This window comes from Bradyrhizobium sp. MI1.11 (assembly GCF_055811255.1).
On the sequence record NZ_JBVVPM010000051.1, the window covers coordinates 23,694 to 37,090 of the forward strand.

Consider the following 13,397-nt stretch of genomic DNA (forward strand, 5'->3'; position numbering starts at 1 on the left):
GGTTGGCGTAGAGCTCGTGGAGCGTTCGCTTAATCATTGGTAACCTGCAACTCTACCCGCTCGAACGGAATGCCAACGAGTCCGTAACGAATCTTGCTTGAAGCGACGTTGACGATCAGTGCGTCATGCATCCAATGATGCTGAATGTTGTGATAGCGATCGCCGTCTGCGACCGACGCCATCACGGCATACTGCCCGTTCGGAAGCATCGGCAGACGGAACTCGAACACGCCCTCGAATGTCGTGCCCGGCTTGACGCGAATCGGCATCCGATCGGTGAACGGAAGCGTATTCTCTCCAAAAAGATCCTGCCCCAAGCGATCGCGAATCAGAAATCCCAGGATCGGCTTGTCGACTGGACCATGTGCTTTGGCTCGGACGGTCATGCGAACGCGCTCGCCGCCTTCGTAAATCCCCTCCGGACCGGCCGACAATTTCGTTAAAGAAACGGAGTGGATTTCGGCATGGCCGGTCTTCCAGCCGGTGGCGACGGCGGTATTGTCCCGTACGCTGGCCACGGCGCCGTAATCCACAGCCGGCGCCGCATGCGGCTCCATTGGCAATGTTTCGGATGCCGGCCCGCCAGCCGGCCGGTCTGAGGTGACCGAGATCAACTTGGCTTCTTCGCCGTAGACTTCCTGAAGCGTGAACTGGAGGTAGCTTTCAGAAACCTCTCTCGACGTGCCGGTCATCCGGATCTGGCCGTGGGACAGCCAGATCGCGGATTCACACAGGTTCTGCACGGCAGCGGTATCGTGGCTGACAAACAGCAACGTGCCGTGCTTTTGAAACTCTCGGATGAAGCGCATGCATTTTTGGGTGAACACCGCATCCCCGACCGCGAGCGCTTCGTCGACCACCAGAACATCGGCGTCGACATGCGCAATCACCGCAAATGCCAGCCGGACATACATGCCGCTCGAATAGGTCTTCACCGGCTGTTCGATGAACGCGCCAATATCGGCGAACGCAGCGATCCGCTCGAAACGGCTGCCGATCTGCGCTTGGGTCAGCCCGTAGAGCGCGGCGGCCATAAAAACATTCTCGCGGCCAGTGAATTCCGGATTGAAACCAGCCCCGAGCTCTAGCAGCGCTGCCACGCGACCGTTAACCTGGATCGCGCCACCGCTCGGATTGAGAGTTCCGCAGATCATCTGCAATAGGGTCGATTTTCCACTGCCGTTGCGCCCGATAATGCCAACGGTTTCGCCCTTCTTTACCTCAAAGGAAACGTCTCTGAGCGCCCAGAACTCCCGAAAATACTGCTGCCGCGTCTTGCCGATCAGCGCTCCGAGTCGCGGAAACAAGGACTGCTTTAGACGATCGTGCGGCTTGTTGTAGATCTGGTAGCACTTGCTGAGGCTCTGTACCTTGATTGCAGTTTCCCTAGAGGACATCGGCGAACCCCCGGCGGGTCTTCTGAAACCAGGCAAAACCACACCATGCGACCAAGGCGCCGCCTAAAAGATAGATCAGGTACATCGACGAGTCCGGCACCTTCCCCCAGAACAACACATCCCGCGCCTGCTCGATCGCGGGCGTGATCGGATTGAGGAACAGCAGGCCGCGATATTTCTCCGGAAATGCATTCACCGGATAGAAGATCGGCGATAGGAACATCAGGATCGTGGTAATCATGCCCATGAACTGCGCGACGTCGCGCAAATAGACGCCAAGTGAGGCCAGGAACCAGCTCACCCCCAGAATGAAAAGCAGCAGCGGCAGCAAAACCAGGGGGATCAGCACGACGGTGAGGTGCGGCATTCCAAACAAGAACAGATACGCAATAAACCAAACGCACATGCTCACCGCGCCATGAAAGATCGCCGAACCCAGCGCAACCGCAGGAAGTATCTCTAGCGGAAAAACCACCTTTTTGACGTAGTTCACGTTGCTCAGGATCAGGCTGGGCGCGCGGTTCAAGCATTCCGAGAAAAGCGTGAATACGATCAGGCCGGGAAACAGCACCATCGCAAACTCAGTCTTCGAGTCACTCCCGACATTCCAGCGCATCTTGAAAATCACGCTGAAGACTAGTGTGTAGATAATTAGCATCAGAATCGGATTGAAGAATGACCAGAACAGTCCGAGCACGGATCCGCGATAGCGTCCGACCACTTCCCGGTGCACCAGAGCGCGTATCAGGCTGCGGTTGCGCCACAAGTCCACCAGCATTTTCAGCGGAGAAATCGAAAACTCCTGCATCAACCAAGAACCGCTGCAGCTTCAGATCGCAGAGCCCCTGCTTCTTCAGTAAGCAAATCTGACCAGCAGCTAGAGAGCCGCGATGCCCTTTCAAGCCACCCGTTTCCTGGGATGCCACCCACGCACGCCGATCCTACCGCAGTCACATCCTGGACGGAAAAACCGGTGGGATCCAGCAATCGGACACAGCAAATTTTCTCGACAATGCCCATTCTTCTTCACCAGGAACTGTGAATCTCGGTTCAACCGTTGGAAGTGCCCGCGTTCTCGTCCCCGCGAGGCCCACCCTTCGCTGGCCTATGTAACAATCTATGCCACGCAGCACAATCTAACCGCGCTCCGCAGTTGGCAATTCTCCCCTTCCCCTCACCCCTCCCGCGGCGATCGGATTCCGGTGCATTTGCCCTGCTCATAACCTACCGGGAGATGGTACCTTGGTCGTCGCCCCAGGTCATCCTCGTGAAAGCACGCTGCCCGGCCGCATTCATGTTTTGGAACGCCCGAGTCTGGTTGTCCTTGACGAGAAGATTGCGCTGGCCTCCAAGGCGAAATGTGCCGCTTTCGGCCCATTCTTCCATCCCGTAAACGCGTCCATCCGCACCCACCACCACGATTTGCAGGCCGCGCTGAAGGATTCGCTGCGTGAGCCCGTCCGGCCCGCTCTCGAAAAGGTATGAATCGTTCTTGGTTTCGATCGAATCCGGCAGCACATCGAGAAAGACCTGTCGTTCGATCATGAAGGCATTCGTTCTGATGTGCGGGTTCGGAAAAGGCGATATTTCGTTCAGGCGCGCCAGCGCGCCGCCGGGCCCGATCTCGTTGTTCCAATACGTTTCAAACTTGTCGTCCAGTGTGCTGTCGTGGCCTGACGAGCGCACGGCGAAATAGGAAATCGCGGCGGCCACCACTCTAGTCGCCAGGCGCTTCGGTAAGCGAGCCCTGATTGCTCGGAACAACCGTCGGAGGCCCGCCGGTTTTGGAATCCCCTCATTCTGAAATAGCCACCATCCCTTTTGGACGTGCTTCATGCTGCTGAGAAGGCTTTCATAGGAACCGGTGCCTCCGGCGATACCCACGGACTGATCCGCAAATGCCGAATGAAGCTTGCGAAGCCAGCCGTCCGCCGCGATTTCAGAAAACGTGTTGAGGAAGACCACGTACCGGTGCGGCAGCTGCGCAGCAGCCTTGGCATAGGCGTTGATGTCGAAGCCATCATCCGACACTGAAACGAAATGAGGGAATGCACGCTTCAGGACTTTGTCGAGCGTGGATTCCCCCGGCGGGAAGCCTTTTCGGACCACCACGCAATCATGCGCAATCCCGGGTGGATGACGCTCGAAGGATTCAATGAAATTCGTGACCGGTCCTTTTCCTTCGGCATAGCGTGCCAGATAAACAACAGCGAGATCGCTGGTGAAGGTTGAACCCTGGCCTGGCACGACGTTGTTGTCCTTGTTGCTGGATCACCGAAGCACTAGAAGACCTCCGGCGATGATCGGAAAGACGGGGCTCACAGGGCTTCAGCCAGGTCGCTGATGTAGCGCGCATAGGCGCTCTTTCCCAGCGCCGCGCCCAGGCGTGCCAACTGATCGCGATCGATGTATCCTTGGCCGAAAGCCACCTCTTCGGGACAGGCGATCCGAAATCCCTGTCGCCGCTCGAGCGTGGCGACAAAGTTGGCGGCTTCCAACAGGCTGTCCGGCGTACCGGTGTCCAGCCAGGCGAAGCCGCGACCCATCAGCTCAACCGCAAGCTCTCCGCGCTCAAGATAGGCCCGGTTCACATCGGTGATTTCGAGTTCGCCGCGTGCTGACGGCTTGACGTTGGCGGCAATATCGACAACTCGGTTATCATAGAAATAGAGTCCGGTAACGGCGAAGTTCGACTTCGGCTGTAGTGGCTTTTCCTCGATCGAGGTCGCATTGCCCTTCCGGTCGAACGCGACCACGCCATATCGTTCCGGATCGGCGACGTGATAGGCAAACACCGTTGCGCCGGTGGTCCGCGACGTGGCGCTGGCGAGCAAATTCGGCAGGCCATGGCCAAAGAAGATGTTGTCGCCGAGAATGAGCGCCGAGGCGTCGCCGCCAATGAAATCGGCGCCAATCACGAACGCCTGCGCCAGACCTTCAGGTTTGGGCTGCACCGCGTAAGACAGCGACAGCCCCCACTGATTGCCGTCTCCCAACAACGCCTCGAACAACGGCAAGTCCTGCGGCGTCGAAATGATCAGGATGTCGCGGATGCCGGCCAACATCAGCGTGGTCAGCGGATAATAGACCATCGGCTTGTCGTAGACGGGCAGCAACTGCTTGGAGGTCACGAGCGTCATCGGATAGAGGCGCGTCCCGCTTCCGCCAGCAAGAATAATGCCCTTCAAAGCAGATCTCCCGTTCAAATCCTAAGAAGACGATCAAGGCAATCCGTCAGAGACTGCTTCAGCGGAGGCAGCCCCACATCGAACACCGCCGCCAGTTTCGCGCTCGAAAGCTGCGAATTTGCTGGTCGGACGGCAGCTGTCGGATAATCGGAAGTCGAGATCGGGTCAAGCAATACGGACCGCCCGCCGCGGGACGCCGCGAGATCGGTGACCTGTTTCGCGAAGGCGTACCAAGTCATCGGGTCGGGCCCAGCAAGATGCGTGACACCCGCATAACGCGGCTGCCAGCCCCCCGCCACCCGCCCGGCGATGGCGCGGATCGCGTCGGCGATATCCGGCGCATATGTGGGGCAACCTACCTGATCATTCACTACCCGCAGCCGGTCACGTTCCGATGCAAGGCGAAGAATCGTGCGCACGAAATTACCTCCAAACGGCGCGTAGACCCATGACGTACGCAAGATAACGTGCCTTGGGTTCGCCGCGGCGACAGCTAGCTCGCCCGCCAACTTGGAGCGGCCATAGACGCTTTGCGGGTTGACCGGATCGCTCTCAACATAGGCGCCGGTCTTCATCCCGTCAAAGACGTAGTCGGTCGACAGATGGATGACCGGAATGCCTTGATCCGCGGCCGCCGCCGCTACAAGGCCTGCGCCATTGCGATTGAGCGCAAATGCGAGATCGGGTTCCGACTCAGCCTTATCCACCGCCGTGTAGGCCGCGGGATTGACCACCACGTCGGGACGGAAAGCGGCAATGGCTCGCTCGATCGAGACTGCGTTCAGCAGATCGACGTCCGGTCGTTGGCCAAAGCCGAACTCAATCTCCTTGTCGGCGGCCGCAGCCTCCCGGAGCGACCGCGCGACCTGGCCCTCGCCGCCAATCACATAGATCCGCATCTGTGGATTCACGCCCCCACCAGACCAAGACGTTCGCCGCCATAGACCTTGTTCCGCAACGGTTGCCACCAATCTTCGCGCGCGAGATACCACTGCACTGTTTTTTCGATCCCGGTTTCGAACGTTTCCCGCGCTCGCCATCCCAGATCGGTTTCGAGCTTGCTGGCATCAATCGCGTAACGCTGATCGTGCCCCGGGCGATCGGCAACGAACGAAATCAGCTCGTGATGCGAGGCGTCGTTCGGGCGCAGGCGATCCATCCACGAACAGATCTGCCGGACCACTTCGATGTTGGTCCGCTCATTGCGTCCGCCGATATTGTAGGTTTCGCCGGGTCTGCCTGTTGCGAGAATGATGCCAAGCGCCCGGGCGTGGTCGTCGACAAACAGCCAATCGCGGACGTTGGATCCGTCGCCATAGACTGGAAGCGGCTTGCGATCCAGTGCGTTCAGGATAACCAGCGGAATCAGCTTTTCGGGAAAATGATAGGGCCCGTAATTGTTGGAACAATTGGAGACTATGACAGGCACGTCATAGGTTCGGTGCCAGGCCTTTGCCAGATGGTCGGAAGCAGCTTTGGTGGCCGAATAGGGAGAACTGGGATCGTAGGCCGTGGCTTCTGTGAACAGCCCGTCCTCTCCGAGCGACCCGTAAACCTCGTCCGTCGAGACGTGCACGAAACGGAAATCATCCGCATTTTTCTTGGCCGATGCGATGTAGCGGCGAGCCGTCTCGAGCAGAGTGAAGGTACCAACCACATTGGTTTTTAAGAACAGGTCGGATCCGGATATCGAACGATCGACGTGGCTCTCAGCGGCGAGATGAACTATCGCCTCCGGCTGGTATTTCTCGAAGATCGCAGCCATCGCGGCGCCGTCGCAGATATCGTGCTTTTCAAACGCAAAATGCGGACTGGACGCAACCAGCGCCAGCGATGCCACGTTGCCGGCATACGTCAATTTATCGACCACGACGACGTGATGGCCGAGATCGGCGATGAAATGACGACATACCGCCGATCCGATAAAACCGGCTCCTCCAGTCACGATCACCCGCATTGCGCCACCTCCTCAACCGCCGAATTGAAAGCCCGGAGGGACATCTTTCAAACGCGGCTGCTTCCGGTCCTTGTCCGATAAGACCACGTCACCTGGCGAAATCCGCCAATCGATGGCCAGGTCAGGATCGTCCCATGCGATACCACGATCGCAGTCCGGCGCGTAGTAATCGGTAACCTTGTAGATGACTTCGCAATCGTCGGTCAGTGTGACGTAGCCATGAGCAAAGCCAGGCGGCACCCACAATTGACACCAGTTCGCCGCCGACAGTTCGACGGCAACGTGCCGGCCGAAGGTCGGCGAGCCTGCCCTGATGTCAACGCCGACATCGAGAATTGCTCCGCGCGAGCACCGCACCAACTTACCCTGCGCGTGGGGCGGAAGCTGGTAATGCAATCCGCGCAGCACGCCTTTCTGCGTCGATAAAACGTGATTGTCCTGCACGAACGCCGCTTCGACGCCACTCGCAAGAAGCGCGTCCGCACGAAATGTCTCCGAGAAAAATCCCCGGGGGTCGCCATGCCTCGCCGCGGTCACCAGCAGAATGTCTGGAATCTCGAGCCGTTCAATTTTCATATCCACTTTCGGATGTTGGTCTTTTGTATCCGCTTGCGTCTGCATGCCCCAATTGGAAGAACATGATCAACAGAATTCTGCTTCGCGCCAGGTTCCTCTGGCTGCATGCCTCGTTGGCACCTACTGGTCACGTGGATGCTCGCTCCCAAACCGGCCGCAATCTATAATTATTCAAGCGTCTGCGCGCTAGACGCGACTGACGTTGTATGGCCTAAGGCATTGTCTGGAACTTGCATCATGCCTGACGGCATCGTGCACCTTGATGGTGGCATGATACTGAAAGCATTGCGCTTTTCCGGATCGAAATCCGAGATTCGTCTGCAGCCACCACAAAAGTTGAAATCGATCGATGTTAGCGACTGTCGAAACACGAACGGGCGAAAGACGTCCGCCGGGGACCGTTACTTGGGGCGCCGGACAAAAGTCCGCCGAAATGGCCATTGCCGACATTCGGGACGGTTTCGCCGCCTGGCGCCTGTGGGGCCGGATGGGATGGAACGACATCCTTCAGCGCTATCGCCGCTCCCTGCTGGGACCGTTCTGGCTGACCGCCAGCATGGCAATCATGGTGGTGGCGCTGGGATTCCTCTACGCTGGACTGTTCAATACCCCGATTCGCGATTTCCTGCCCTTTCTCTGCACCGGTCTGCTGGTCTGGAATCTTCTCGCGACCTTCCTCAGCGAAGGCGGCATGATCTTCACGGCGGCCGAGTCCTATATCAAGCAGGTCCGGCTGCCCTATTCGATCTATGTGTATCGGTCGAGCTGGAGCAAGATCATCATCTTCGCCCATAACTTCGTGATCTATATTGGGGTACTGATCTATTTTGGGATCTGGCCCGGCGCCACGGCCCTACTGGCCATTCCCGGACTGACCCTCCTGGTGTTGAACGGCATGCTGGCGACGGTCTATATTGGCATCCTGTCCGCCCGATTCCGCGACATCCCGCCGCTCATCGCCTCCGTCGTGCAGCTAATATTTTTTGTTACGCCGATCATGTGGAAGCCGGAATTGCTCCAGCGCCGGGCCTACATCGCCGACATCAATCCGTTTTTCCATCTGATTGAGATCGCGCGGACACCGTTGCTGGGAAATGTGCCCGACTTGAAGAACTACCTTGCAGTGCTGTTGATCACGGCGGTCAATCTCGGGCTTGCCGGACTGGTCTTCACACGCTTTCGATCGCGTATCGCCTACTGGATCTGAAGACGATGAAAAACGACAAAATGCTGTCAGAGCTGACGCTGGAAAATGTCAGCGTGTCGTTTCCCATCTATCATGGCGGATCGCGGTCCTTGAAGAAGAGCCTACTATTCCGTAGTTCCGGTGGCCATGTGGCAACCGACGCTAACCACCGCGTCGTCGTTGAAGCACTGCGAAACGTCTCGACGCATATCACCGCCGGCGATAGGGTCGCGCTGATCGGATCAAACGGCGCCGGCAAGACCACCTTGCTGCGCGTGATGGCCGGCATCTATGAGCCGCTTGTCGGCACGGTCCGCACTCGCGGGATGATCTCTCCGATGCTCGACATCGGTCTTGGCATCGACCAGGACATCAGCGGCTACGAGAATATCCGCATGCGCGGCCTGATCCTCGGCATGACGCCCGATGATATCGCCAGCAAAATGCAGGATATTTCCGACTTCACAGAGCTTGGCGAATATCTGGACATCCCGGTGCGCACCTATTCTTCCGGTATGATGACGCGATTGACTTTTGCGGTGGCGACCAGCTTTGCCCCCGAAATCCTGTTGATGGACGAGTGGATCATGGCCGGCGACGACAGCTTCATCACCAAGGCCAGGCATCGCATCGACAATTTCGTCGCGAAGGCGAGCATCCTAGTGCTCGCTTCCCACAGCGCCGAGACCTGCCGCCAGTTCTGCAACAAGGCCCTCTGGATGGATCAGGGCATGATCAAAGCTGCAGGTTCCCTCGAGGAGATCCTCGAAAGGTACGCGGAGAGGCAAAGAGAGCGCGTCGCAGTAGCGTGAACTACCGCTATAGCCGGCCAAATAACGCCCCGACGAAAAGGCCAAGATTGTCGACGAAGCTTTGCCGGTAGACACCGGACTTCCAGACCAACCACAGCCGCATCGGCCATGCGGTCTGACGGATCCTGGCGTAACGGTCGAGGACGAGTGCATTGTGCGGCGATAGCAGGTCTCGCATCCTGCCCAGCGCGTTCAGGTTGACGTCGTTCCACATCACCATGCGGCCGGACGCGAATGCTGACAGTCGGACAAGCCGCGCCCGCAGACCGATATTCGCCCCAACCAGATTGAGCCCATGTTGCCTATATCGGAGGCTGGGCCAGGGGTCATAATGCGCGGTGCCGCCGATCCCTGTCACGACCTGATAGGTCCACCAATCGTGCGATACCAGAGCAACGTCGATCGGCGTGGCCTGAAGCGCCAGCTTCGCCGCCCGATTGAACACCATGGTGTTGCCGCCGCCGATGTTCTGCACCAGCGCATTCTGAAACGTTGGCTCGCGTAAGAAGAGAGGTGAGAAGCCGATCAGCGCACCGCTCTCTTCGATCAACTCGGTTCGCGTAAAATACAGAGCCGGACGATCGCTCGGACGCGCTTCGAACCAGCTCACCGCCTTCGCAAGTTTCTCCGGAAACCAGACGTCGTCTTGGTCGCTGTAGGCGAACAGCTCGCCGTCGATATCGTCAGATCGGACCAACGACGCGAAATTCTGCCAGAAACCCATCTGCGGCCCTCGCCGCACCACCACCCGCTGGGGAACCTGCTTGGCAAACTCCTGGATGATCTGAATCGTATCATCCGTTGAGCCGTCGTCGGACACCAGCAATTCCCAGTTGCGATAGGTTTGCGCCTTATAGGAGTCGATTTGCTCCTGAATAAATGCGGCGCCGTTTCTGGTCGCGAGCAGAATGACGACTTTAGGGCTTGCTAACGGCAACTGGGAAGATTCCTGATTGAGCCTCTTACAGCCATCACCACGGCGACGCTGGAGCTCGGCTTCTCTTAGACTATCCATCTTATTCTTCAAATCGCGGATGAAAACCCCGCGGATTCCAGCCAAAATCGCGGACCGCCGGCGCGGGATCGAACACCATGTCCTTCGCCATCCGGGCGCCCATCGCGGCATTTGCATTCGGAAGGAACGGCTTTGCCAGGGCAAATGCCAGCCGCCAAACGAATGGCGGCGCGGATATGATCCGGCGCGGTTTACCGAGTGCGTCGAAAATCCGACCGACCATCTCACGATAGCTAATCGTCTCACCGCCCGGCAGCGCATAGGTTTTGCCGATTGCCGCCTCGCTTGCGGCCGCGGCAATGGCGCCGATCGCCAGGTCTTCGGCGTGCACGGGCTGCCGTAGCCCAGCACCTTTGCCCATCAACGGCAGCACGCCGAAGCGTCCACAGAGCCGCGCCAGCCGCGAGACGTTGCCGTCGCGGCCCTCCGCATAGATGATGGTCGGGCGCAGGATGGTCCAACCGACATTGTAGCGCTCGCATGTGGCGATCAGCCGTCTCTCCCCCTCCGCAAGCCGCTGCAGCAGTTCGCGCTCCGATGCGATCTCGGAGTCTATCTTGGTGACGATGCTAGTGGAGGTGAAGGCGACAACGCGCTTCAGCGCCGTCGTATAGATGTGCGGCAGCGCATCCGCCAACAGGCCAACCTCCACCGTGCAATACAAGGTCTCGAACGAAGGCGGCTTCCAGGTTTCGGGCGCAGCGAGATCACCCTGGAGCCACACTGCTCCGCAATTGTTGTGCCGCGCCCGGGACAACGCCAGCGGCGTTTCACCGGACCTGACCAGATGCTCGACGATGTAGCCTCCGACGATCCCGGTGGCGCCCACAACGAAACTCTGCATCCCTAACTCACTGCGGCGGGCGCCTGTCGGCGGCCTTTATCCAACGGACCAGCATGCCCTATATCAGACGTCGCCACCTGCCACTACCGCCAGTTCCGCGCTTCATGAGGAGGCAAACCTTCAACCGACGGGCCCGGTCCCTCCTGCTGAATCAACTCGCCGAGCAGCACATCCGGGCGAGGGGAACCTCGATCTTCTCGCGTTCGGATCGTCATGGAGCCGGCCCAGATGCTGGTCGACGCAAAACCGAACGTGCCCGGTCGTTAGTCCTGATTGGGTGGCGCCGGGAGTTGGCAAGTTGGCAGCCCGGGCGCTCTATTAGCGTCCCTCGGCCGATCGCTTCAAGCCGCCCCCGCCGCACGGTCGGAAAGAGGCGCGGTTAGATCGCAACGGTCCAGCCGAAATGGCCCACTCTCCGGAATTGATCGCGTGGCCTGAATTGCGCTGCACGCGGTAAAATACGGACAAAAACCACCGTTCTGACTTTGCGATCGCCCGGAATTCGAGCCACACCTTGTCTAGCCATGTCAACGGCCCGATCCGCTTTCGTATTCTTAGTATTGGCTGCTCGACAAGCAGTGCCGTAAGCGTGCCTACCACGAGCGTAATAGCGAAAGCGAGGAGACCTTGCTCCAGAAGCTGAGAGGCAGGCCCGATGTCAGATGTTGAATTGGAAGGGCATACAGATAGACGTCAAAGGAAATATCGAGTCTGGGCGCGGTCCAGCGGGGCAGCGGGAGATCAATCAAGATGACGCAGACCGGCGCGATCACCACGAGAACGAACGTCTCGCTATGCCCGCACAACAGCAGCAAAAATGCGATCGAAAGAAAACAGGCGATCGCAGTCTACTTTGCCAGCCGCGTACCAACGCGGCAACGCCGACCCCGCTGGCGAAAAGAATTGCGCATATCAGACCCCGCTTCCCGAGACAAGACTAGAGTCGTCGCCCGGCGCTCTTGGCGCGCGACGACTAATCTCCCATCACAATCCGTGCTCTCTAGTCTGACCAAGAGTCGTTGGGTCATCAGCAAACAGCGAGGCGTCCCCCGAGCGCAAGCCACATTATTAGTTGACACTTTTCAGCCGTGGTCCCTCCCACCCTGAGCGAGTTCCAAGCAAGATTGAAATTAGCGGCGCATCATTTTGCTGCTTGATGCGCCCGCGGTCCGCGGCATCGTGCCAAGCTAGTCTTTACGGCCGCCGTCACCTTTGTGGGTGGCGCTAAGCGAGCGAGGACCTTTTCGCATATCGATCAGAGGATGTGAAAATCGCTCAGATGTAGCTGCAGGGTAGCCGTCGTCATATTTTGAATGACTGCGTTTTCATGCCCATCTTCCGCCGTGTGGGAAACAATGGAGGCGACGTCCGCAAATACCGTGTGGGTGAATTGAATAATATCGGCGCCCGGTTCAATTTTGGCGATGGTGTCTTGGCCGAAGTTCGGGCTGAACACAAATGTGTCGCGGCCGGCAGTGCCGATCATCAACTTGCTGTTCGCGTCGCCGAGGTAAACATTGTTGGACATGGCCTCGTTGGCGTTCGAGCTCGCGATCATCGTGGCGGTCAAGCCGATATGTCCGTCGCCGTTCAGGTCCTGGAAAGAACTCGGCTCGGCCGATTGCAACGCATAGTCAGCTCCTGATAGGGCTACTGTCGATGAGATGAAGTTGCCGCCGCTGTCGGTGGTCCAAATCGAATACATGTCGGAGCCCGTAACCTTCCAGACAACCTCGTACCCGCTTGCCGTCCGCTCCGCGCTGATCGGCAACCAGCTGCCAAACTGGCCCGCCACAAAGTCGGCACCAGAGACCTTAAGCGACGGGCCCGAGCCAGCGCTGTCGTAGAGGAAGAAATGATTGCCGGCCCCGGTCAGATGGGTTGATCCATTCGTCTCGATCACCGTGGTGGTCAGGCCGATATGTCCGTCGCCGTTCAGGTCCTGGAAAAAACTCGGCTCGGCCGATTGCAACGCATAGTCGGCCCCGGATAAGACTGCTGTCGATGAGATGAAGTTGCCGCTGCTGTCGGTGGTCCAGATCGAATACATGTCGGCCCCCGTGACCTTCCACGCGACCTCGTATCCGCCCGTCGTCTGCTCCGCGCTGATCGGCAACCAGTTGCCGAACTGACCCGCCACAAAATCGGCTCCAGAGGTTTTTAGCGACGGGCCCAACGCGGCGCTGTCGTAAAGGAAGAAGTGGTTGGCGCCCTCGGTCAGATGGGTTGATCCATTCGCTTCGATCACCGTGGTGGTCAGACCGATATGTCCATCGCCGTTCAGGTCCTGGGAAAAATTGGACTCCGCCGTTTGCAATGCATAGTCGGCTCCCGGCAAACCCGCCGTCGATGAGATGAAGTTGCCGCTGCTGTCGGTGGTCCAGATCGAATACATGTCGGCCCCCGTGACCTTCCACGCGAC

11 protein-coding genes and 1 pseudogene are annotated in these 13,397 nt (G+C 58.6%); 2 read left to right on the top strand and 10 right to left on the bottom strand.

Translation table 11 applies throughout. The annotated features are described in order from the left end of the window. Positions 1–29: 29 nt before the first annotated feature. From AC0L30_RS33575 to rfbC, 7 genes are all read right to left on the bottom strand, one after another. Positions 30–1,397, bottom strand: a complete 1,368-nt coding sequence (locus AC0L30_RS33575) for an ABC transporter ATP-binding protein (RefSeq protein ID WP_007601925.1) — start codon at positions 1,395–1,397, stop codon at positions 30–32. Further along, the gene (locus tag AC0L30_RS33580) at positions 1,387–2,205 is read right to left on the bottom strand and encodes an ABC transporter permease (protein WP_007601924.1); all 819 of its coding nucleotides are present in this window, start codon (positions 2,203–2,205) and stop codon (positions 1,387–1,389) included. The genes AC0L30_RS33575 and AC0L30_RS33580 overlap by 11 nt, the downstream gene beginning before the upstream one ends. Positions 2,206–2,621: 416 nt before the next feature. Continuing rightward, entirely contained in the window at positions 2,622–3,644 is a 1,023-nt protein-coding gene (locus AC0L30_RS33585) for a hypothetical protein (RefSeq protein WP_007601923.1), read from the bottom strand. Positions 3,645–3,715: 71 nt separating this feature from the next. Continuing rightward, positions 3,716–4,585 carry a glucose-1-phosphate thymidylyltransferase RfbA gene (gene rfbA, locus AC0L30_RS33590; protein WP_007601922.1) on the bottom strand — a complete coding sequence of 290 codons (870 nt, stop codon included), beginning with the start codon at positions 4,583–4,585 and terminating at the stop codon, positions 3,716–3,718. A gap of 14 nt (positions 4,586–4,599) precedes the next feature. Then, complete coding sequence (gene rfbD / locus AC0L30_RS33595; RefSeq protein WP_007601921.1) at positions 4,600–5,484, bottom strand: dTDP-4-dehydrorhamnose reductase; 885 nt, start codon at positions 5,482–5,484, stop codon at positions 4,600–4,602. Between the two features lie 8 nt (positions 5,485–5,492). Next, the gene (rfbB, locus tag AC0L30_RS33600) at positions 5,493–6,542 is read right to left on the bottom strand and encodes a dTDP-glucose 4,6-dehydratase (protein ID WP_007601920.1); all 1,050 of its coding nucleotides are present in this window, start codon (positions 6,540–6,542) and stop codon (positions 5,493–5,495) included. A 12-nt stretch (positions 6,543–6,554) separates the two neighbouring features. Then, complete coding sequence (gene rfbC / locus AC0L30_RS33605) at positions 6,555–7,163, bottom strand: dTDP-4-dehydrorhamnose 3,5-epimerase (protein WP_245286036.1); 609 nt, start codon at positions 7,161–7,163, stop codon at positions 6,555–6,557. 388 nt (positions 7,164–7,551) lie between these two features. Between rfbC and AC0L30_RS33610 the strand changes: the two genes are divergently transcribed. Continuing rightward, positions 7,552–8,325 (top strand): ABC transporter permease, encoded by a 774-nt coding sequence (locus tag AC0L30_RS33610; RefSeq protein ID WP_051058488.1) that lies wholly within the window; start codon positions 7,552–7,554, stop codon positions 8,323–8,325. A gap of 5 nt (positions 8,326–8,330) precedes the next feature. Further along, positions 8,331–9,116, top strand: coding sequence for an ABC transporter ATP-binding protein (locus AC0L30_RS33615; RefSeq protein WP_007601914.1), 786 nt, complete (start codon positions 8,331–8,333; stop codon positions 9,114–9,116). A 7-nt stretch (positions 9,117–9,123) separates the two neighbouring features. Here AC0L30_RS33615 and AC0L30_RS33620 read toward each other — a convergent pair whose 3' ends face one another. The 3 genes and pseudogenes from AC0L30_RS33620 to AC0L30_RS33630 form a co-directional block, all read right to left on the bottom strand. Beyond that, on the bottom strand, positions 9,124–10,131 hold the full coding sequence (locus AC0L30_RS33620) for a glycosyltransferase family 2 protein (RefSeq protein ID WP_245286034.1): 1,008 nt from the start codon (positions 10,129–10,131) through the stop codon (positions 9,124–9,126). A 1-nt stretch (position 10,132) separates the two neighbouring features. Then, the gene (locus AC0L30_RS33625) at positions 10,133–10,975 is read right to left on the bottom strand and encodes an NAD-dependent epimerase/dehydratase family protein (protein WP_007601911.1); all 843 of its coding nucleotides are present in this window, start codon (positions 10,973–10,975) and stop codon (positions 10,133–10,135) included. Between the two features lie 1,255 nt (positions 10,976–12,230). Continuing rightward, positions 12,231–13,397, bottom strand: a pseudogene (locus tag AC0L30_RS33630) (M10 family metallopeptidase C-terminal domain-containing protein); the annotation flags it as partial.

What these genes read in the sequence shown, in the direction of transcription:
- AC0L30_RS33610 (WP_051058488.1), top strand. Translation starts at nt 7,552, where the DNA reads ATGGCCATTGCCGACATTCGGGACGGTTTCGCCGCCTGGCGCCTGTGG.
- AC0L30_RS33625 (WP_007601911.1), bottom strand. Translation starts at nt 10,975, where the DNA reads ATGCAGAGTTTCGTTGTGGGCGCCACCGGGATCGTCGGAGGCTACATC.
- AC0L30_RS33620 (WP_245286034.1), bottom strand. Translation starts at nt 10,131, where the DNA reads ATGGATAGTCTAAGAGAAGCCGAGCTCCAGCGTCGCCGTGGTGATGGC.
- rfbB (WP_007601920.1), bottom strand. Translation starts at nt 6,542, where the DNA reads ATGCGGGTGATCGTGACTGGAGGAGCCGGTTTTATCGGATCGGCGGTA.
- AC0L30_RS33580 (WP_007601924.1), bottom strand. Translation starts at nt 2,205, where the DNA reads ATGCAGGAGTTTTCGATTTCTCCGCTGAAAATGCTGGTGGACTTGTGG.
- rfbD (WP_007601921.1), bottom strand. Translation starts at nt 5,484, where the DNA reads ATGCGGATCTATGTGATTGGCGGCGAGGGCCAGGTCGCGCGGTCGCTC.
- AC0L30_RS33615 (WP_007601914.1), top strand. Translation starts at nt 8,331, where the DNA reads ATGAAAAACGACAAAATGCTGTCAGAGCTGACGCTGGAAAATGTCAGC.
- rfbC (WP_245286036.1), bottom strand. Translation starts at nt 7,163, where the DNA reads ATGCAGACGCAAGCGGATACAAAAGACCAACATCCGAAAGTGGATATG.
- AC0L30_RS33575 (WP_007601925.1), bottom strand. Translation starts at nt 1,397, where the DNA reads ATGTCCTCTAGGGAAACTGCAATCAAGGTACAGAGCCTCAGCAAGTGC.